The 19,201-nt window shown below is 35.2% G+C and carries 20 protein-coding genes; 2 read left to right on the forward strand and 18 right to left on the reverse strand.

Annotated features, from left to right (window positions below; all coding sequences use genetic code 11):
- The 12 genes from JQC67_RS05155 to JQC67_RS05210 are packed head-to-tail and all read right to left on the reverse strand — an operon-like array spanning position 1 to position 10,213.
- On the reverse strand, positions 1 to 996 hold the full coding sequence (locus tag JQC67_RS05155) for a BtrH N-terminal domain-containing protein (RefSeq protein WP_203253195.1): 996 nt from the start codon (positions 994 to 996) through the stop codon (positions 1 to 3).
- Between the two features lie 4 nt (positions 997 to 1,000).
- On the reverse strand, positions 1,001 to 1,402 hold the full coding sequence (locus JQC67_RS05160) for a hypothetical protein (RefSeq protein WP_203251781.1): 402 nt from the start codon (positions 1,400 to 1,402) through the stop codon (positions 1,001 to 1,003).
- On the reverse strand, positions 1,399 to 1,857 hold the full coding sequence (locus JQC67_RS05165; protein WP_203251782.1) for an ABC transporter permease: 459 nt from the start codon (positions 1,855 to 1,857) through the stop codon (positions 1,399 to 1,401). Before JQC67_RS05165 ends, JQC67_RS05160 begins: the two co-directional genes overlap by 4 nt.
- Before the next feature lies 1 nt (position 1,858).
- A complete protein-coding gene (locus JQC67_RS05170) occupies positions 1,859 to 2,296 on the reverse strand; it encodes a hypothetical protein (protein ID WP_203251783.1) in 438 nt (145 codons plus the stop codon).
- Complete coding sequence (locus JQC67_RS05175) at positions 2,297 to 3,430, reverse strand: beta-ketoacyl-ACP synthase III (protein ID WP_203251784.1); 1,134 nt, start codon at positions 3,428 to 3,430, stop codon at positions 2,297 to 2,299.
- Positions 3,430 to 4,359: a dialkylrecorsinol condensing enzyme DarA gene (locus JQC67_RS05180; RefSeq protein WP_203251785.1), complete on the reverse strand. Its 930-nt coding sequence runs from the start codon at positions 4,357 to 4,359 to the stop codon at positions 3,430 to 3,432. The genes JQC67_RS05175 and JQC67_RS05180 overlap by 1 nt, the downstream gene beginning before the upstream one ends.
- 2 nt (positions 4,360 to 4,361) lie before the next feature.
- Complete coding sequence (locus tag JQC67_RS05185) at positions 4,362 to 5,243, reverse strand: LpxL/LpxP family acyltransferase (protein ID WP_203251786.1); 882 nt, start codon at positions 5,241 to 5,243, stop codon at positions 4,362 to 4,364.
- Between the two features lie 19 nt (positions 5,244 to 5,262).
- Positions 5,263 to 5,505, reverse strand: coding sequence for an acyl carrier protein (locus JQC67_RS05190; protein ID WP_203251787.1), 243 nt, complete (start codon positions 5,503 to 5,505; stop codon positions 5,263 to 5,265).
- A gap of 6 nt (positions 5,506 to 5,511) precedes the next feature.
- Positions 5,512 to 6,729 (reverse strand): beta-ketoacyl-[acyl-carrier-protein] synthase family protein, encoded by a 1,218-nt coding sequence (locus JQC67_RS05195; protein ID WP_203251788.1) that lies wholly within the window; start codon positions 6,727 to 6,729, stop codon positions 5,512 to 5,514.
- Positions 6,730 to 6,775: 46 nt separating this feature from the next.
- Positions 6,776 to 7,531, reverse strand: a complete 756-nt coding sequence (fabG, locus tag JQC67_RS05200) for a 3-oxoacyl-ACP reductase FabG (RefSeq protein ID WP_203251789.1) — start codon at positions 7,529 to 7,531, stop codon at positions 6,776 to 6,778.
- 11 nt (positions 7,532 to 7,542) lie between these two features.
- The gene (locus tag JQC67_RS05205; protein ID WP_203251790.1) at positions 7,543 to 8,670 is read right to left on the reverse strand and encodes a WG repeat-containing protein; all 1,128 of its coding nucleotides are present in this window, start codon (positions 8,668 to 8,670) and stop codon (positions 7,543 to 7,545) included.
- Between the two features lie 10 nt (positions 8,671 to 8,680).
- Positions 8,681 to 10,213, reverse strand: coding sequence for an HAL/PAL/TAL family ammonia-lyase (locus JQC67_RS05210; RefSeq protein WP_203251791.1), 1,533 nt, complete (start codon positions 10,211 to 10,213; stop codon positions 8,681 to 8,683).
- Positions 10,214 to 10,329: 116 nt separating this feature from the next.
- Here JQC67_RS05210 and JQC67_RS05215 point away from each other — a divergent pair, with 116 nt between their 5' ends.
- The gene (locus JQC67_RS05215) at positions 10,330 to 11,568 is read left to right on the forward strand and encodes an NAD(P)/FAD-dependent oxidoreductase (RefSeq protein WP_203251792.1); all 1,239 of its coding nucleotides are present in this window, start codon (positions 10,330 to 10,332) and stop codon (positions 11,566 to 11,568) included.
- A gap of 3 nt (positions 11,569 to 11,571) precedes the next feature.
- On the opposite strand, the gene JQC67_RS05220 is transcribed toward JQC67_RS05215, so the two are convergent.
- From JQC67_RS05220 to JQC67_RS05230, 3 genes are all read right to left on the reverse strand, one after another.
- On the reverse strand, positions 11,572 to 12,168 hold the full coding sequence (locus JQC67_RS05220) for a hypothetical protein (protein ID WP_203251793.1): 597 nt from the start codon (positions 12,166 to 12,168) through the stop codon (positions 11,572 to 11,574).
- 129 nt (positions 12,169 to 12,297) lie between these two features.
- Entirely contained in the window at positions 12,298 to 12,897 is a 600-nt protein-coding gene (locus tag JQC67_RS05225) for a hypothetical protein (RefSeq protein WP_203251794.1), read from the reverse strand.
- A gap of 65 nt (positions 12,898 to 12,962) precedes the next feature.
- Positions 12,963 to 14,234 (reverse strand): serine hydrolase domain-containing protein, encoded by a 1,272-nt coding sequence (locus JQC67_RS05230; protein ID WP_203251795.1) that lies wholly within the window; start codon positions 14,232 to 14,234, stop codon positions 12,963 to 12,965.
- A gap of 204 nt (positions 14,235 to 14,438) precedes the next feature.
- Here JQC67_RS05230 and JQC67_RS05235 point away from each other — a divergent pair, with 204 nt between their 5' ends.
- The gene (locus JQC67_RS05235; protein WP_203251796.1) at positions 14,439 to 15,005 is read left to right on the forward strand and encodes a sugar O-acetyltransferase; all 567 of its coding nucleotides are present in this window, start codon (positions 14,439 to 14,441) and stop codon (positions 15,003 to 15,005) included.
- A 27-nt stretch (positions 15,006 to 15,032) separates the two neighbouring features.
- Here JQC67_RS05235 and JQC67_RS05240 read toward each other — a convergent pair whose 3' ends face one another.
- The 3 genes from JQC67_RS05240 to JQC67_RS05250 form a co-directional block, all read right to left on the reverse strand.
- Complete coding sequence (locus JQC67_RS05240) at positions 15,033 to 15,866, reverse strand: phosphatase PAP2 family protein (RefSeq protein WP_203251797.1); 834 nt, start codon at positions 15,864 to 15,866, stop codon at positions 15,033 to 15,035.
- A gap of 39 nt (positions 15,867 to 15,905) precedes the next feature.
- Positions 15,906 to 16,958: a nucleoside hydrolase gene (locus JQC67_RS05245; RefSeq protein ID WP_203251798.1), complete on the reverse strand. Its 1,053-nt coding sequence runs from the start codon at positions 16,956 to 16,958 to the stop codon at positions 15,906 to 15,908.
- A 119-nt stretch (positions 16,959 to 17,077) separates the two neighbouring features.
- Complete coding sequence (locus tag JQC67_RS05250) at positions 17,078 to 19,201, reverse strand: Tex family protein (protein WP_203251799.1); 2,124 nt, start codon at positions 19,199 to 19,201, stop codon at positions 17,078 to 17,080.

Consider the following 19,201-nt stretch of genomic DNA (forward strand, 5'->3'; position numbering starts at 1 on the left):
TTAAAGCGCCTTCTTTAATTTTTTAAAGAATGCTTCTTCTTTGTTGGCAATAGCTTCGAGCTGATCTGCTATTTTATTATAGCCATCTGCTTGCCCACTTCTATTCTTGTAAATTCGAGAAGCGTCAACAGCAAAATCTCGCCATTGGTCACCAATTTGAGTCATCTCTTTTGAAAGGTCAAAAAGTGCTGGATTGTTTAAAACTTTAGATGCTTCTTGCAGAAAAGCACCATAGATATAACGAAATCCGCCACCGCCAGTACCAATTTCTTCTTGCATTCGAACAATTTGACCTAAATAGTGATTCGCTTTTTTAGGTCCGATTTTTTTAGGCCATTTTCGAATTTTTTTCGAAACTAATTTAATAGCTTTTACACCAACGAGCGGAACAGGTGCTGTCATGTCACGACAAGTTTGTTTGATGCCTTTTATAATTGCAGTTTCAAGTTCTAGCTTCTTCGGAAACTCAATTGGGTAATACATATGACCTTTAGGGGCAAAGGCACCTTTTGCAAAGCGCACTTTTTCAAGTTCTTTTTCAGTTAATGTTGTTACACCTTCCATTACTGGATCGCTGATAAGATAATTGTCATTTTCTTTTCCGTAGACCACCATATTATGGGCATTGAAATGAAAACGATATTCTTCAGGAAAGTATGGTAATTGGTATACGCCAACCTGCAACCCAACTGGATTATTATTTTTTAAATTACTATCTAAACGTTCTTTTGCAGTCTGCGGATTTGAAAATTTCTCACGTTTAATCTTCATTCCTACACGCTTGGCAAAACGGTTGAAAATAAGTCCGGGCATTACACGATAGGTAAAAACAGGAGCAAAATTTACTTTTATAAATGGCAAGTAGCTGAAAAGTAGTCCTGATCCAATACCGAAAACCATAGGTTCACTTACCTCAAAACCGTTATGACGCATTAGATTTGATACTACACCATTTTCGCAATGAGCAGATTGCTTATGCGAAAAGTCAATTTTTATGCTATCAGGCATCTATGTTTTTTAGTTGGTCAATAGTAATTTCAAAAAGATCTGCATATTTCTGAAGTTTTTTGTTGTTCAATTTTTTGAAAACAGAAGGTTTAAAATGTCTTTTTACGCGCCATTTCCAAAAACCAACATAACTAGCTAAAATTTGTAAGTCCATTTTATGAACTTCCATATAATATTCAATGGGGCTAGTTTTGTTTTCAAGAACACGTTTTTTTGCATCAGCAATGCGTTCTTCAATTATTTGAATGGCATTGTCAAGCGCAATAGTTTTTGGAGCCCAGCCTGTGCTAAGTTCTGTAGTATATTCGCCATTTTCATCAACAGCATACACCATGTCTTTTATGTTAGCAGAAGCTAAATTGCTTTCGTCTTGTGGTACTTCGTCTTTTTTCATCTGACTTCATGAATCAAAAAGTTCATAGTACAATCTACAATTAAATCATCATTTCTAAAAGAAGAGCAATTTATGGTGCAGATGCTCAAGTCATCACTGTCATAACGAGAAACTAACTTTGCTTTACTGGTAAGTGTATCGCCAACTTTAGGCAATTGATGAATTACTGCTTTTTTAATAGCGCTGATATAGCCTATTAAATTATTACTGACGCCTTCGTAATCATCGGTATCATAATAGCTTTGGCCAACAATAGCAGATGAGGTTTGAGCAGCGTTTTCAATGATACCAGTTTCTGAAAAAAAGCCGTCTTTAACAAAAATACAATCGTCTGAAATCTCAAATTCAGTGATGACAGATTCATTATCAATAAAAGGCATGTTAGTGACCAAAAGCACAGGTGGCCTGTGAGGCAGAAATTTTTTGATATCTATTTTGCCCTGTGGTCTTTCCATTTTATTTGGCCAATGCGGTTTTAATTTCTGCTTGCGCGATTAAAGTTCCTTCACATTCAATGGTGGCAGAAACCAATGTGACATCCATAATTTCATGAAGAATATTTATGGTGGTTGTCAGCTCTTGATTTATTGTTGGTAGTTTGAATATCTCAACTTTTTTAATAGCACCAATATATCCTACCGGAGCTGAAAGTTTATTGAGATGAAAAGTATAACCTTTATGTAAGGCTATAGTCTGAGCCATGTTTTCAATTAAACCAGGTTCTTGAAATTGATTGTTTTTAGTAAATAGATTCTCTGATTCTATTGTAAAACCTGAGACTATTTTGTCATCTGAAAAATAATGCAGCGAATCAACCATCACAAAAGGCTTTTTCTGAGGAATTAAATTCCTAATAAAAGCTTTGTCTTTCAATGGTGTTTCAATCAAATTCATTTAGCATACAGTTAAATATGCGTAAGTATAAGAAAAACGTGCGCTTTCTGGCACGTGGCATAAGATTTTTTGACCTTTTTGAAGTTTCCCTGATGCTATTAAATCATCAATCATAACATAGATTGATGCTGCACCAATATTTCCCACATTTTCAAGATTCAGAAACCATTTTTCCCAAGGTATTTCAACACCTTGTTCTTTCAATTCTTCATATAATCGCTCTTTGAAATAATGAGAAGAAATATGTGGTAAATAATAATCAAAGTCATCCGTTGTAATGTCATGCTTTTTCATAGCGTCTTTAAGACTATGAACACCTTTAACAAGAATATTACCAGAAAGTAATTTTACATCTTGTTTCATTGCAAAAAGAGATTTTTTACCCCATTGGTCTGAAGGGTATTCACTCCATGGTTTTAAATGTCCATTTTCAAGCTTGTCACCACCAGCATACATGCAAGTTTCCATTTCAAAGGCGTATGAGTAGCCTTCCATCCATTCTATTTTTAGTGGTGTATTTCCTTTCGGCTCGCTTTCTAATAATACAGCACCTGAGCCATCAGATAACATCCATCTTAAAAATTCTTTTTCGAAAGCTAAAATGGGATTTTCTTCTAATTGTTTTAAGTGGTCAACTTCATTTTCAAAAACATCTGATCGCATCCATGACGAAGTACGTTCAGAGCCAGTACAAACAGCATTATTTTTTTGACCAGTAGCAACTGAGAGGTATCCAAATTTTAAAGCATTCATACCTGAACAACAAGCCCCAGAAGGCGAGTTGATTTCCATATTGCCATTCTTTAAAAAACCATGAACCATTGCTGCATGCGAAGGCAATAGTTGATCTGGGCTAGAAGTACCACAAGATAATAATTCAATATCTTTTGTTGTGAAATTTTCGTCACAAAGTAACTCAACAGCTTCTTTTGTTAACTGTGCATTGTTGTGCGTGACATCGCCATTTTGATCAATAGCGTAATAACGAGTTTTAATTCTGTTGTTGCGCAATACAATGCGTCTAGCTTTTGATGTTTTACCATCAATAGCGCCGAGTTTTTCTTCCATTTCATCATTTCCAACAGGGTTGTTGGGTAGAAATTTCGCTATTCTCGTTATGTATACTTCCTTCATTAAATATCCTTTAATTCTACTGAAGAATAGTAGGCTTTATCCCTATTCCTCTTAGCGCTCATGGGTAAATAAGTGAGCAAAAATACAACAAAAACTATTGGTGTTATGGCCCATACCGCAAATTGTAAATAATATTCAAAAATACGTGTCCATTTTATGCGATTGGGTTGGTTTACGTCACCTTTTTTGATGAGGTGGTTGGCCCATTTTGTAAATATTATATTGCCACGTTCATCAGTTTGAATTAAAAACGGATTTATATAAACGCTTTTTAAGGCTACTAATTTTTCTTGAAGTTTTGTAAAATCACCTATTTCTAGCGCCCTTTTTATGGGTGAACCAAATCTTGCTGCTGCATTAATATCTTTATCTGAAACACCTGGTTTTGGAAAGATGCCTAAATAGCGGTCTTTTTTACCTGAGAACATCCAATGGGCAATTGTTATAACGCTAATGTGGTTAATGTTTCTGTCTACTAATGCAATATGACCTACTAAGTTAGCCTCAGCTGACTTTAAAAGACGTTTTACCTTTTCTTGTGCCTGTAGCCACATATTTCTGCAAGCTACTACAGTGACAACAGGAGTATCTTTTAAAAGTAATTTGGCGTATTTTGATTTTAAAAATGAATTTATGGGGATGGATGGCGTTAAAAACCAAACCTGATACCCAAAAATGACTAAATCGTATTTTTTGTTTAAAATGTCTTCTTCAGGCGGATGAATTTCACAAGGAATTTGAAGAAACGATTCTGGGAATACATCGTAAAAATTCTTTTGTTTCCAAGGAAATTCAAATTCTGGATTCGTCTCAATTTTTAGATACGAAATATTAGTGCTGTCATTTTTTAAAGAGCTTGTGATGTTCTCTAAGATGTCAAACAACTGTCCGGATTGGGTGTAATAAATTACGAGTACTTCTTTTTTCATAATTAGCTATAATCTTCCCAGAAATCAAAATAGTTAAACCATTGAATGGGGTATTTTTCAAGAACCCATTCCATGCTTTCGGTATATTCTTTTAATAAGGCTTGTGCATCTCTACTTTTTGCTTCGGCTTGCCTTGCGTAAAGTTGGTAATTTCTATTTTTACCCTTCATCACATATACAAAGAGTACAGGCACTTGTAATCGAGAGGCTAATCTAAACGGCCCCAGTGGAAATTTTGCTGGTGCGCCCATGAAGTTTTCTGTAAGGTATTTTGTGCCCGGCAAAAATCGATCTCCAGTAATGACCACTAAACCACCTTTGTCTAGCGCGGCATGAATTTCAAAAATATGAGACATGTCGTCTTTTACAAGTATGAGTTCAAGTGCGGTATCCATGCTCATTTGAGCTAAGTATTCTTGAATATTTTTTTGTTCAGCTTCAGTTGTTACCATGCTGATTTTATTTATGGAATACCTGTTCTCTAAAAAGTAATGTGAGATTTCAAAATTTCCTACATGACCGCTAATCAATATTCCGCCCTGCTTTCTTTTTAAAAGATCATCTATTTTTTCAATTCCGTCATGTGTGTATTTGAATACATCTCTAAATCCGGTAGAAACCGTAACACGATCAGAAAGTGTTTGGCCTAGCTTGTAGTAGTTTTTATAAATACTAATAATACTTTTTGGCCAAGAATAACCTAGTCTTTTTCTAAAGTATTGATAAATAGCTTTAGAGCCATTCCATGAAAATAAGAAATAGTAAAGTACAATGAAGTGTAGTAGAAAATATGCGCCGTTTACTCCAAAAGTTTTGAGAATAAAAATATAGATTTTATAACCTAATAGAGTGCCTTTGGATTTTCCTTCCCATTCATTAGCCATTTAAAAGTGGTGTTGTTGATTAGGCAAGTTTTCGCTCTATCAAATCATAAAAATCTTGTAGCGTTTTAACAGAAACAAAATCTTCGCCAACTAATTTAACGCCAAAATTACTTTCAACTGCAACGACTAAATCTACGAAGTCTAGGCTGTCTAATTCTAAAGCATCTTTAAGATCTGCTTCAGGGGACATTTCCTCTTCATCAACTTCAAATTCGTCTACCAGAAAATCGTTTATTTTTTCAACAATAACTTCTTTAGTCATTATAAGCTAGCATTTTTTAATGATAAGTGCTGAGTTTGTACCTCCAAACCCAAACGAATTGGACAAAAATACATCAATTTTTTTTTCTACAGTTTTACGAACGATGTTTAATTTGGCTGAATCTTCATCAGGATTTTCAAGATTGATATTTGGTGCAACAAAAGAATGTTGCATCATCAACATTGAATATACAACTTCACTAGCGCCAGCCATCCAACATTCATGGCCAGTCATTGATTTTGTAGAGCTTACAGGTGGATTGCTTTTGCCAAATACCTCAAAAATTGCTCTAGCTTCATTTGCATCACCAACCGGAGTTGAAGTGGCATGAGCATTTACATAATCAATATTTGAAGCATCCATTTCAGCATCCATTAGTGCTTTTTTCATTGCCCGTGATGGACCTTCAACATTTGGCGTAGAAATATGTTCACCATTTGATGAGAAACCATAACCGACAACTTCACCATAAATTGGTGCTCCTCTTTTTATAGCAGATTCATAACTCTCTAAAATTACAGTTGCACCGCCACCACTAGGTATGAGTCCATTTCTGTCTTTATCAAAAGGTCTTGAAGCTTTTTCAGGATTTTCAGTGTTGACAGCAAATACACCGAGGCCATCAAAACTACCCATGGCAAAATGATTTATTTCTTGTGCCCCACCAGCAATTATACAATCTTGCATTCCGCTTTTAATTAAATGATAGGCCATACCAATAGAATGTGAGCCACTTGCACAGGCTGCACTAATAGTGAAATTAACGCCTTTCAATTTGTAAATAGTAGCGAGATTCATTGTAACAGTTGAATTCATTCCTTTGAAAATGGATCCTGAGCCAACAAGCGTTGTGTCACCTTTTTCTTTTATAATGTCAATTGCTTCAACTGTAGATTTTGCTGTACTATCATTTCCATAAAGAATTCCAACTTCATTTTTATCGAGATAGTCTTGGTCTATTTTAGCGTTTTGTAACGCTTCATGGGTGGCCATAAAAGCATACTGAGCTTCTTGCCCCATGCTAATGCGTTGTCTTCTTGAAAGTAAAGATTTTAAATCAGGCTCAGGAACCATACCGGTAAGTGGAGATCGAAAGCCGAAATCTGCTCTGACTTGGTCAAAAACGATACCTGATTTACCAGCATATAAAGCGTCTTTTACTTCGCTAAGATTTTGGCCGATGCACGAATATATGCCCATGCCTGTAATTACTACTCGTCTCATTCTTCTATAAAAGTTAGGGAACTACAACTAAATTTAAGAAAAGTCTTTAAGAATAAATGCCTCCGTTGATGTTTATTACTTCACCAGTAATATAACCTGATTTGTTAGATGCTAAAAAAGAAACCACATGAGCCACTTCTTCAGTTGTTCCAAACCTGTTTGCAGGAATCATTTTTTTTAATTCTTTTTCGTCAAGTTCAGCAGTCATGTCGCTTTTGATAAAACCTGGCGCAACTGCATTTACAGTAACGTTTCTTTTGGCAACTTCTTGTGCAAGAGCCTTGGTAGCCCCAATTACAGCTCCTTTAGCCGCGGAATAGTTTGTTTGACCAGGAGTGCCCTTTAGTCCAGAAACGGAAACCATGTTAATTATTCTGCCGTATTTATTGACGAGAAGTTTTTGAATTAAGGCATTGGTTACATTGAAAAATCCGTTAAGACTTGTGTCTATTACTTTCGACCAATCTTCTTTAGGCATCCACATGAAAAGTCCATCTTTTGTAATACCTGCGTTGTTTACAATAACTTCAATAATAGCATTTTCATTTTCGCTTTGCCAAGAATCAAGCGTGGCTATAACAACCTCAGATTCAACCACATTAAACTGTAATAATTCGCCTGAACCACCGGCCTCTTCAACTAGTTTTAAAGTTTCTTCGGCGGCTTGTTTATTACTATTGTAGTTTATTAAAAGTTTGTATTCTAAATCTTTTGCCAACTGAATACATACTGCACGGCCAATTCCACGAGATCCACCAGTTACCAATGCGTATTTTTCTTTTTCTGCTTTCTTTTCTTTCATTCTCAAACAAACTATTTGGCTGGTGCAAAATTCTCGGCATTTTTAAACCATTTGTCACCTAATAATTCTCCTTTAGTATTGATGAAGCCCCAACCTTTTTTTGTTTTCACTCTGGCTAGGCCATTATTGAATCCTTTTTGGGCGTTCTTTTGAAGAAAAGAAAAACCTGCTGAAATATCATATTCCATTGGAATTACCAATTTACCTGATTTGTCGATAAAGCCCCATAGTTTTTCTTTTACGGGCGCAAGACCATCAGCTGAAAAGGTTTCGGCATCTTTAAACTGATAATCAATTACATTTTCGCCTTTCTCATTTATATAACCCCATTTTTTGTTTTGCATTACTGGAGCCAATCCATTTGAAAAGCCTCTTACTTTGTCGAAAGTAGGATCAATAATCCATTCGCCTATTTTGTTTACAAACCCAATTTTTTCACCCTTTTTGGCGTATGTTAGTTTAGAGTCTGAAGTAAAATCCCAAATTTTTGTTGCCTCAGGTATTGGTGTGTACTTGCCATCAACTAAGACGCCAATCTCGGTTCCTTTTTTGGCCCAAATTCCATTTTCACTATAAGTACCTACTGCATTATATTCTGCGGGAACTATAATTTCGCCTTTCGTATTAATAAGTCCCCAAAGTTCTCCTTTTTTGAATTTCGCATGACCGTTCCAAAACTTTTTAATTGTTTCAAATTTTGGTTCTACAACCAATTTGCCATCAGTGCCAAGTAATCCTACTTGTTCCCCTTTTTTAAAGAGTGCAACTCCATCATTAAAATCGTAATATTTTTCCGTTTCTTCAACTTTAAGAACTTCACCTGTAGTATTGATGTATTGCCATTTGTCTTCTTTTTGCACCAGTGCTAGGCCAGAATTAAAAGCATTAACTCTGTCGTATTCCGGTTGAATGGCCCATTTGCCAGTTAGGTCTATAAAACCCCATTTTTTATCTTCTAAAGCAGCAGCTAATCCGTTAGAAAAGCTAGCAGCCTTTTTGAAATCTGTTTGTAAAACATATTTGCCTGAGGTGTCTATATAACCAACTTTTCCATCCTCAAAAACTAATGAAATATCTTGTGCATGGGTAGCCCCCATACACATCATTAAACTCAGAATAAAAATAAATCTCGCTTTCATAATAATTGTTTTAATTGTTCTTATGGTTAGTGATAAATTCTTTCACTTGGTTAACATAAGGATACATTATTGTGTCTTCTTTGAAAGGGGGAACAATTTTTCGAACCGCATCATACATGTTTTTGGTTTTTGTAGAAACCAAATCTTGTACTTGTAAATATTCAATTGCTTGAACAACTGTAATCATTTCTATGGCAACCACTTCAAATGCATTCTCAATAACTTTTTTAGTAATTAACGCTGCGTTTGTACCCATGCTAACAATGTCTTGATTGTCATTGTTATTCGGTATACTATGCACATACATAGGGTTTGAAAGCATTTGGTTTTCTGCCGTAGTAGATGTTGCGGTAAACTGAACGCCTTGCATTCCAAAATTTAAACCTAGCGTGCCAAGGTTTACAAATGGTGGTAAAATGTCATTTAATTTCGAATTCAATAGATAGTTGAGTTGTCTTTCAGCAAGCATACTCATTTTTGTAACTACAATTTTTAATTTATCCATTTCTAGTGAAACGTAGTCGCCATGAAAATTACCGCCGTGGTACACGTGTTTCTTTTCAACATTTACAATAGGGTTGTCATTTGCTGAATTTACTTCTTCAATTAACACATGTTCAACTCCATTAAGAGTGTCAAGAACTGGACCTAAAATCTGAGGTACACAGCGAAGTGAATAATATTCTTGTACTTTTTCTTCGAAAACGGAAACATTGCCATTAGTGTCAGTGTATAAATGGTGTTCGCGTTTTCTTGTAAGTGAGCTGTCTTTTAAATGGCTACGCATTGATCTGGCGATTTCTCGTTGACCATGGTGCCTTTTTGTTTCGTTTAAGTCAGAAGAAAGGTGGTCATCATAAGCCTGTACAATTTCATTAATTGCGGAAGAACAACTTATTACCCATTCAAGTAATCTACGGGTGTAAATTGCATTTACAATACCAACACCTGTCATTACTGAAGTCCCGTTTATTAAACCAAGGCCTTCACGTAATTTAACCTCAATAGGTGTTATGCCTTGTTGAGCAAAAATCTCTTTAGTTGGTTTTAATTCTCCTTTAAAGAAGACTTCGCCTTCACCAATTAGTACTAATGCTAAGTGCGCTAATTGCACCAAATCTCCACTTGCACCCACACCACCATGTTCGTAAATAAGTGGAGTGATATCTTTATTTATCAAGCTTGTCATCACCTCAATTACTGAAGGATGCACACCAGAATTACCTAAACTAAGCGTGTTTAAGCGAGCTAACATCGCTGCTTTTACATACTTCGGTGGAATAGGATTTCCAGTGCCAGAAGCATGACTTCTAATAAGATTGTATTGCAGTTGTATGGTCTGCGAATCTTTAATTTTGTATTGCGCCATAGGGCCGAAACCCGTATTAACGCCATATATAACTTTGTTTTTTGAAAATTCTTTTAAGAAATCAAAACTTTCTTGAACAGTTTTTATAACCTTATCGTCAACAGAAATTTCTTCCTCATCAAAAATAATACTGTAAAAATCTGTAATTTCTAACCTTCCTTTAATTTGTGGCATCTATTGGTTGATTCTATCAGGTATATGCAATACCTTAGTCATGAAAAATAAAGTAAATCAATCGGCAAATTTAAGATAATTGGCGGATTGACGAAGCTTATCGTTTAAATATAAACATGTCAAAAAATATCGACGTTTTAATAATTGGTGCTGGTCCGTCTGGCGCTGTTGCGGCTGCGTACCTACACAATGAGGGATTTTCAATAAAAGTAGTTGAAAAAAATAAATTTCCAAGATTTGTTATCGGAGAAAGTTTAATACCACGTTGTATGGATCATTTTGATGCTGTGGGTTTGCTAGATTGTATCAAAGAGAAAAATTTTGAAATTAAAAAAGGAGCTCGATTTATGCAGGGTTCAGTGGTGTGTGAATTTGATTTTAGCAAAAAACATACTGATGGTTGGGATTGGACGTATCAAGTACCTAGAGCTGAGTTTGACAAGACAATAACTGACGAATTGCAACGTAGGGGAGTTGATGTAGATTTTGAAAAAGAGGTTGTAGCGGTTGATTTTTCTGAGGATGTATCTCACACTACTATTAAAGATATAAACGGTAACGAATCAATAGTCACTGCTAAATATATAATAGATTCAAGTGGTTTCGGAAGAGTTTTACCTAGATTATTAGATTTAGATAAACCATCAGATATTGGTAAACACTCATCAATATTCACCCATGTAAAGGATGTAAAAAGACCAGAAGGCTGGGATGGTCATCGAATTACTTTTGATATTGTTAGTCAATCAACCTGGTTGTGGGTTATTCCATTTTCAAACGGAATTACGAGTATTGGATATGTTGGGCCAACTGAATATTTAGAATCTTTTGAAGGCACTAATGAAGAACGGCTTCGTGAGATGATGAAGCTTTCTAATTATTACGTAGATCGCTTTGAAGGTTTGCCTTATGAGTTTGAACCAAGAATGATTAAGAATGTAGCTAAATCTGTAAAACAACTGTACGGCAAAGGGTATGTACTTACAGGAAATAGTGCTGAATTTTTAGATCCTGTTTTTTCGTCGGGAGTAACTTTTGCAACAGAATCTGCTCATTTAGGTGCGCAACTTATTGCAAAAGAATTAAGAGGTGAAGCAGTGGATTGGGAGGTAGATTATTCGCAATACATTTTAGAAGGTGTACATGTTTTTGCTACTTATGTAAAAGAATGGTACACTGGTAATCTTCAAAAAATATTTTTTAGCGAATCTGAAAATCCTGTGATAAAAAGTCAAATATGTGCTGTTTTGGCTGGTTATGTGTGGGATAAGAGTAATCCGTTTGTAAAGAACCATTCCCGTTTGGTGAAAACCGTGGCGCACATTACAGACTTAGAGAAAGAGAATCGTAAATAAAAATCAGGTTTTTCTACAGAAGAATTTTGCGGACCATCTTCCTAATAAACCATACACAGTAGTAATTTTTTCAAACTCATCACCAACTGCCACCCCGCTAATGGGTAATGGTTTTGAAGCGTATAAAATATGTTCTGGATTCTCAGATTTATAGATTTCAAATGAAACCTCTAATTCTGCTTTCTGTTGCCAGAGAACAATATCATTTCCGGGATGTATATAATGAATTTTAACAGCCATTGTATATTCGGCCTCTTGATAATGTTTAGATACCGTTACATGGCGATCCTCTAACATAAAACCATTAAATTCTTGAATAAAAGTAGGTTCATACCTGTTTGCCCTATTTTCAAACCATAATTTTTTGAATTCCTCACCAGAGCCCGATTCTTTTTTCTCTCTTTTAGCAACTTGTGCTTTGAGAAAATCTGCTTCTGAATCAAAATTGTGAATTTCAATATTATCAGGGTATTCAAATACAATTTTGTATTGATCTATGGTAGATAAATTTTCTAGAGACCCTTTTTCAGTTTCAAATTTTTGGCATAATCCTGAATAAGAAATAAAAAGCGCTACTAAGAATAAAAGTTGCCTAATCATTGTGTTTTGAATTAGTGGGGTTGCAATCTAATTCATTTTTAATCTCCCACAAAAATAAAATTCCAAAATCCGGAAACTGGATTTTGGAATTTATTAAAATTTTTTAAAAACTATTGAAATTGCTGCTAGTTACAACGCTTTCTTTTTTAAATCTTTGGCAAAGGTTTTGGCTAGCTTCGCATAACATTCTGAAATTCGATATCCAGAATCGTAGTCATTACCTAAGGCTCCTGCGCCTTGTGCGTCTTTGTAGCTGCCAGAAAACAAAATATTTGATTCATTGCCCGTTTCGAAAACCGTAATTGTTGCGTCAATTTCAGCATTGTGCCTTACAATACCAACATTGTATCCGGCATACATTTTTGTGGTATGTACCTTCATTGTGTATTCAGCTTCTGATTCTTGGACTTTTACAACATCATCATCAAATCTTTTATTGAAAGATTCAATGAATTTAGGATGATATCTATTAGGTCTGTCATCAAACCAAGAATTTTTGAAGCGCTCACCATCGCCTGCTTTTTTATCTTCTCTTTTTGTCATTTTATCTTTTAAAAACTCCTCTTCATTATCAAACTTAGGAATCTGCACATCTGTATAGTCGAATTCAACGTTGTATACTTTAATGCCTTTTAGGTTTTTAAGATTACCTTCTTCCACTTTAAGCTTTTGTCCGATTACTACAGTTGTAAAAAGAAACAGAAGAGCCAGCGTAGTATAATTTTTCATGTTATTTTTTTATTGTTTAACCTACTTTAAACGTAATGAACAAGAATTGATTGTGTGTGACAGATTTAATCATCAATTGTTGTAAAAATCATTTGGCGAAATTTCCAGCCAGTTTCGTCTCCAGGGGTATCACGCATTTGTTTCATTAGAACTCCGATTATGTTTTCTATAGGATCTGCAAAATATTGTGTATTGAAATAACCACCCCAATCAAACGTGCCTTCACTGCCTTGGCCGCCTAAATCTTGACCACGTTTAGTGATAAGACCAAATGCTAGGCCATAATCTTTTGCGTCACCACCAAAGAGGTCGCCAGATTGGTTACTTAAAATACTTTGAATAGTGGTTCTGCTTAACAATCTTGTACCGTTCAATTCTCCATTATTTAAATACATCTGAAGAAAAGTAGCATAGTCTTTTGCTGTACTTGATAAGCCAGCGCCACCTGAGAAAAAGCTTTTAGCACCTTTTTTTGGGTGGTCAGGGTCATAGAATGTTGTTGGAAAATTTTTCCACTTACCATCTTTTTTGTGTTGAATGTTTACCAGTCTATTGTGTTTTTCTTTTGGTAGATAAAACCAAGTATCATTCATGCCTAATGGGTCAAAGATTCTAGTTCGCAAAAATTCATCAAAAGGCAAACCCGAAATAACTTCTATAAAATAGCCAAGAACATCTAGTCCTTCACTATAAACATAGGCAGTGCCAGGATCGTGATGTAGCGGTAATTTTGCAAGTTTTTTGACACTTTCTGCTATGGTGATTTTTTCTGTGGTAAATAAATCCGTAATTCCTGCTTTTTTATATATTTCTTTAAAACGTTTATCACCGTCTATTACACCGTATCCTATTCCAGAGGTATGAGTGAGTAGATGTCTGATGGTAATTTGATTTTCAGCTGGTTTGGTTGTATACGAGCCATTAGATTCATTGTAGGTGTCTAATATTTGTGCTTCACCAAATTCAGGAATATATTTTGAAATTGGATCGTCTAGTTTGAATTTACCTTCTTCCCACAGCATCATTACCGCAGTTGAAGTAATTGCTTTTGTCTGCGAAGCTATTCTGAAAATAGTATTCTTTTCTAGCTTATCACCTTTCTCATTTGCTGTACCGTATGCTTTATGATACACTATTTTGCCATTACGTGCAATTAATGCAACCACACCCGGTACTTCATTTTCTGCAACTGCAGCTTGCAACATAGCATCAATACGGTTAACACGTTCTTGCGAAATGTTGGCTTCTGATGCTTTGCCTTCGATAAGACCTGTGCTTTTTTGTGCGTAAAAATTAGAGGCAAAAAATAAAATGAATACAAAGAAAATATTTCTCATAATCTGTTTGGTTTTATAAGTGTAAATTAATGGTTTTGAAGTTATTCAATTCGAAACAAATAATGATATTTCTTGGTAGTTTTTATGCGGATAAGCATTTACAATTCTAATTTAGTAGGGTGTTTAATTTTTATACTTTTAGCTGAATAGTAAAAGAAAGTATGCTTACAGTTTTGTGATTTATATAGAATAATAATAAAATTTATGACTGAAAGAGAAAAAATGATTCAAGGTTTGCCTTATGATCCATTGGATAAGGAGCTTATCGCTGGTAGATTAAATGCACGTAAATTGGTGCGAAGAATTGCCGAGATTCCTATGGATAAAGAAAAACAACGGCGACATGTTTTTAAAGAACTTTTAGGAACTACAGGAGCTAGATTTTATATTGAAAACCCTTTCATATGTGACTATGGATATAATATTCATTGGGGTGAAAATGCATATGCAAACTTTGATTGTATTATACTAGATGCGGCTCCCGTTTATATTGGTAAAAATGTTATGCTAGCACCCGGCGTAAAAATTTTGACCTCTACACATCCGTTAGAATATGAAGCCAGAAATTCAGGTATTGAAACTGCAGAGCCAATACGTATAGGTGATAATGTCTGGGTTGGCGGTGGCGTAATTATTAATCCTGGGGTAACTATAGGTGAGAATTCGGTAATTGGTTCAGGTAGTGTAATCGTTGAAGATATTCCTTCGAATGTAGTTGCCGTAGGTAACCCATGTAAGGTTTTAAAAAGTATCGATAATCCTAAAAAATGAATGGATTGAATTTGTAAACCTTCAACCTTAAAACTGCATAGATACACCCAATGTACCAGGGCCAAAGTTTATATTCCAGCTTAAATTTTTAGAATCTGAATTGTATTTTTGATTGTATTTTCTGTCGAGATAGCGATTAATACATTCTACCGTAACAATACTGAGCGCCCATGAAAAAACAACATCACTTAGCCAGTGTTGTCCATCCCAAAGACGTGAAATTCCCGGTATTGCTCCAACAGTATAAATTCCTGCTTTTACCCACGGACTCTTAAATTGTTTGCCAATGGCGTATGCATTTGTGAATGCCATCAAGGCGTGCCCAGAAGGAAAAGAATGATAATTTCTGTGTTTTTCAAAAGGGTCAAAAGTGTCTTTTCCTAACCCGGCCACGGGTCTGGCTCTACCCACAACAGATTTTACAATCTGTTGTAATAACCCTGTAGACGTGGCGGAAGCAATTAATAATACACCCGTTCTTCTTAGTTTTTCGTTTTTTGTAATTAATCCAGCAAAATAAACCCCTGAAGTTACCATGTAATTGTTTTCTGGGTTGCCATAAAACTCACCATAGTCACGTATTAAAAGTGGAACACCTTCTTTGTTAGCTTTCATGATACTTGAGGTTTCTTCGTCAGATAAATAAATGAAACCAGTACCTGCTATAAGTCCGCCAAATTGTGCCCATTGTTTTCCTTTCCAATGTAGTGGTTGTATATATGAATGCCCCACACTTTTAAACATGTTGCCAGCATCATATTTAAACATCTTCCATCGTGATTCAGACTTATTATGGATTGAGTCTTGGGCAATCATATTTGAAAATGAAAGCACAAACAGCAATGTGATAAGTTTATTCATAAAAATCACTAAAATAGAATTTCAAGTAGTGTTCAATTTTTAGTTGGCAGTTTTAACGAAAATAGGATTTTCCATAGTATCGTAGAAATCAGCAATAACAGCGTCGCGATTAAAATTCTCCCAAATCGTAATTTGTCGCGTATTATTGGGTCGTTCAACCCATTGGTTGTTTATTAAAATAGGACAAGGAATACTTTTAGTTTCTCCCCAGGAAGCATTTTTTAAAACTGAAAGTGCAACCATATCAAAAAGTGGACGAGATGGGGTGACTTTGTCTGTTCCAAAATGTTCAAAAATATGTTCGAAGAGGTTTGCAGCGTAATCGCCAAAATTATTAAAAGTGCCACCATGTCTTCCAATTATGGGTTGTATTGCTTTTGGACCAAGGCCAGCCATTTTTTCTTCAACCTCGATTTTTGTTACTGCGACCGCATTGGTGCCTGAAGGTTTACCATACCGCACGGTAACCATTTCAAAAGGTATTTTACTGTTTAAAACATAATTCATGGCGATGGTGTCATTGTCCTGATTATATTCACCAGGTTCGGGGTAATTACTGCCCAACCATACTATTTTTGTGCGTTCAGTAAAAGATGGGTCTTTTTTTATTGCTAATGCAATGTTTGTCAGTTTTCCTACAGCGACAATAATTACTGAATCTTTTTTTGTTTGCTCCAACATAAAATCAACACCATCTTTTCCATCATATTCCGAAGGATTAAAATTTTCAGCAATTTCTTTAAAGTTGCCTTCAGCCCCTTTCAATAAGGGTAGCGAATCTTTCATATTGCACAATTGCATTACGCGCTCTGCTTCGTCATAATGGCCTTGAATATCAGTATCATTTCTTGTTGCATTAACGGTAATTCCTTTAACATCAAATACATCTCCGTTAAGTAGCATGTATGCAATAGCGAATTGATCATCGAGTTCGTTATTAGCATCGCTATCAAATATTATCTTAATTCTTGAATCTTTTTTTTCTACTGTAGATTCCGTGCTAGTTTCAGGGTTATCTTTTTTAATTTCCTTACAGGAAATTATGTTGAAAAACGAAATTATTGTTAACAGTAAAAAGAATTTAGGTTTCATAAGCTTTTTCTATGTGTTAGAGTGAGGATGAAAAATACAAAAAATACATTTAGAAAATTAGTAGTAATAACCCGATTTTTAATGGTTTACAACGTATAACACTTAGAGCCTTATTTTCATTATTTATGCAGTGCCAATTGAATCCGTTTTCTAGGAATATCAATGGATAAAACTTTCACGATTATCTGCTGATTTAGATGTACATGTTCGTTTACATCTTTTACAAAAGAATCTGAGAGATTAGAGACATGAATAAGTCCACTTTCCTTAATGCCAATATCTACAAAGCAACCAAAATTGGTAATATTATTTATGATTCCAGGAAGTAATTGTTCATCACGTAAATCAGAAATACTTCGTACATTTTGGTCAAAGGTGAAAACTTTGGCTTTTTCACGACGGTCTAGTCCGGGTTTTTCAAGTTCATCAATGATGTCTTTCAAAGTAGGTAAACCTACAGTTTCAGTGCAGTACTGTTTTATATCAATTTTTTCAAGCTCATTTTTATTTCCGATTAAATCAGAAATGGCAACTCCTTTATCTTTAGCCATTTGTTTAACTACACTGTAACTTTCAGGATGCACTGAGGAATCATCCAAAGGGTTTTTACTGTCTTTTATTCGAAGAAAACCGGCACCCTGTTCAAAAGCTTTTCCGCCTAACCGAGCTACTTTTTTAATAGCGTTTCTATCAGTAAAAGCGCCATTTGCATTACGAAATGCCACAATATTTTCGGCCAATTTTGGGCCAATTCCGGAAACATAACTTAATAAAGGAACACTAGCAGTATTAATATTAACACCAACAGAGTTTACACAGCTTTCCACAACACCATCAAGAGAAGTTTGTAGTTTACTTTGATCAACATCGTGTTGATATTGTCCAACACCAATTGATTTGGCATCTATTTTAACTAGTTCGGCCAAGGGGTCTGCCAATCTGCGACCAATTGATACAGAACCGCGAACCGTTACATCATAATTTGGGAATTCGTCACGTGCAATTTTTGAAGCGGAATATATAGATGCGCCAGCTTCGCTAACCACAAATACTTCAACGGCGTTTTTAAAATGAATACGTTTAATTAATTGTTCTGTTTCTCTTGATGCGGTACCGTTACCAATGGCTATTGCTTCAATTTTATAGGCGTCACACAAAGAACTGATTTTCTTCATGGCTTCAGTGCTTTTGTTTTGTGGCGCATGCGGATAAATAGTTTCGTTATGCTTTAATTCTCCCTGAGCACTTAGACAAACCACTTTACAACCTGTTCTAAAACCTGGGTCAATGGCTAAAATTCGTTTTTCACCTAGTGGCGCACCTAATAAAAGTTGTTTTAAATTTTTGGAAAAAACGCTAATGGCCTCATCATCTGCTTTCTCTTTAGCCAATTTTAATATTTCATTCGAAAGGGAAGGAAAGAGTAATCTTTTATATGCATCTTCTAATGCTAATTGAACATGTTTAGCACATGAATTATTCGATTTAATAACGCGATCCGCTATTTTCGTAAGAATATATTGGTCGTCTATCTCAATTTTTACACGAATAAAACCTTCGTTTTCTGCTCGTAAAATTGCTAAAAGTCGATGTGAAGGACATCGTTTTAACGCTTCACTCCAGTCGAAATAATCACGAAATTTTTGTGCTTTTTCATCATCCTTTTTCGTTCCAATAACTTTGGTAGTTAGCATAGCAGAACGCTCCAATTGATTTCGAATTTGATTTCGAATCGATATGCGTTCATTCAACCATTCCGCAATTATATGTCGTGCGCCTTCAAGAGCTTCATCCTCATTTTGAATTGAATCATTCAAGTATTGAGATGCCGCATATTCAATTTCAGCATGGTTTTGCGCCATGATGATTTTAGCTAACGGTTCTAATCCGTTTTTGCGTGCGGTTTCCGCTTTAGTTTTACGTTTTTTCTTGAAAGGTAAGTAGAGGTCTTCAAGGATAACAAGGTCATCAACTTGTTCAATTTTAGAGCGAAGTTCATTTGTTAATGCATCTTGCTCTTCAATGGCTTTTAAAACAGCTATTTTTCGTTTATCTAAACTTTCAAATTGCGCTTTAAATTGAATAATAGAGCCTACTTGAACTTCATCTAAACCACCAGTAGCTTCTTTTCTATAGCGAGATATAAATGGTAAGGTGCAGTCTTGGTCTAATAGTTCAATCGTGTTTTTTATACCCTTTTCTGGAAGTTGGGTGTGTTTGGTGATGTAGGATAGTAAATTCAT

This window comes from Aurantibacter crassamenti (assembly GCF_016811105.1).
GTDB lineage: Bacteria > Bacteroidota > Bacteroidia > Flavobacteriales > Flavobacteriaceae > Aurantibacter_A > Aurantibacter_A crassamenti.

Bases quoted from the DNA above. Each gene is read 5' to 3' on its own strand.
- JQC67_RS05160 (WP_203251781.1), bottom strand. From the start codon at position 1,402: ATGAAAAAAGACGAAGTACCACAAGACGAAAGCAATTTAGCTTCTGCT.
- JQC67_RS05165 (WP_203251782.1), bottom strand. From the start codon at position 1,857: ATGGAAAGACCACAGGGCAAAATAGATATCAAAAAATTTCTGCCTCAC.
- JQC67_RS05170 (WP_203251783.1), bottom strand. From the start codon at position 2,296: ATGAATTTGATTGAAACACCATTGAAAGACAAAGCTTTTATTAGGAAT.
- JQC67_RS05175 (WP_203251784.1), bottom strand. From the start codon at position 3,430: ATGAAGGAAGTATACATAACGAGAATAGCGAAATTTCTACCCAACAAC.
- JQC67_RS05180 (WP_203251785.1), bottom strand. From the start codon at position 4,359: ATGAAAAAAGAAGTACTCGTAATTTATTACACCCAATCCGGACAGTTG.
- JQC67_RS05185 (WP_203251786.1), bottom strand. From the start codon at position 5,243: ATGGCTAATGAATGGGAAGGAAAATCCAAAGGCACTCTATTAGGTTAT.
- JQC67_RS05190 (WP_203251787.1), bottom strand. From the start codon at position 5,505: ATGACTAAAGAAGTTATTGTTGAAAAAATAAACGATTTTCTGGTAGAC.
- JQC67_RS05195 (WP_203251788.1), bottom strand. From the start codon at position 6,729: ATGAGACGAGTAGTAATTACAGGCATGGGCATATATTCGTGCATCGGC.
- fabG (WP_203251789.1), bottom strand. From the start codon at position 7,531: ATGAAAGAAAAGAAAGCAGAAAAAGAAAAATACGCATTGGTAACTGGT.
- JQC67_RS05205 (WP_203251790.1), bottom strand. From the start codon at position 8,670: ATGAAAGCGAGATTTATTTTTATTCTGAGTTTAATGATGTGTATGGGG.
- JQC67_RS05210 (WP_203251791.1), bottom strand. From the start codon at position 10,213: ATGCCACAAATTAAAGGAAGGTTAGAAATTACAGATTTTTACAGTATT.
- JQC67_RS05215 (WP_203251792.1), top strand. From the start codon at position 10,330: ATGTCAAAAAATATCGACGTTTTAATAATTGGTGCTGGTCCGTCTGGC.
- JQC67_RS05220 (WP_203251793.1), bottom strand. From the start codon at position 12,168: ATGATTAGGCAACTTTTATTCTTAGTAGCGCTTTTTATTTCTTATTCA.
- JQC67_RS05225 (WP_203251794.1), bottom strand. From the start codon at position 12,897: ATGAAAAATTATACTACGCTGGCTCTTCTGTTTCTTTTTACAACTGTA.
- JQC67_RS05230 (WP_203251795.1), bottom strand. From the start codon at position 14,234: ATGAGAAATATTTTCTTTGTATTCATTTTATTTTTTGCCTCTAATTTT.
- JQC67_RS05235 (WP_203251796.1), top strand. From the start codon at position 14,439: ATGACTGAAAGAGAAAAAATGATTCAAGGTTTGCCTTATGATCCATTG.
- JQC67_RS05240 (WP_203251797.1), bottom strand. From the start codon at position 15,866: ATGAATAAACTTATCACATTGCTGTTTGTGCTTTCATTTTCAAATATG.
- JQC67_RS05245 (WP_203251798.1), bottom strand. From the start codon at position 16,958: ATGAAACCTAAATTCTTTTTACTGTTAACAATAATTTCGTTTTTCAAC.
- JQC67_RS05250 (WP_203251799.1), bottom strand. From the start codon at position 19,201: ATGAATTTACTATCCTACATCACCAAACACACCCAACTTCCAGAAAAG.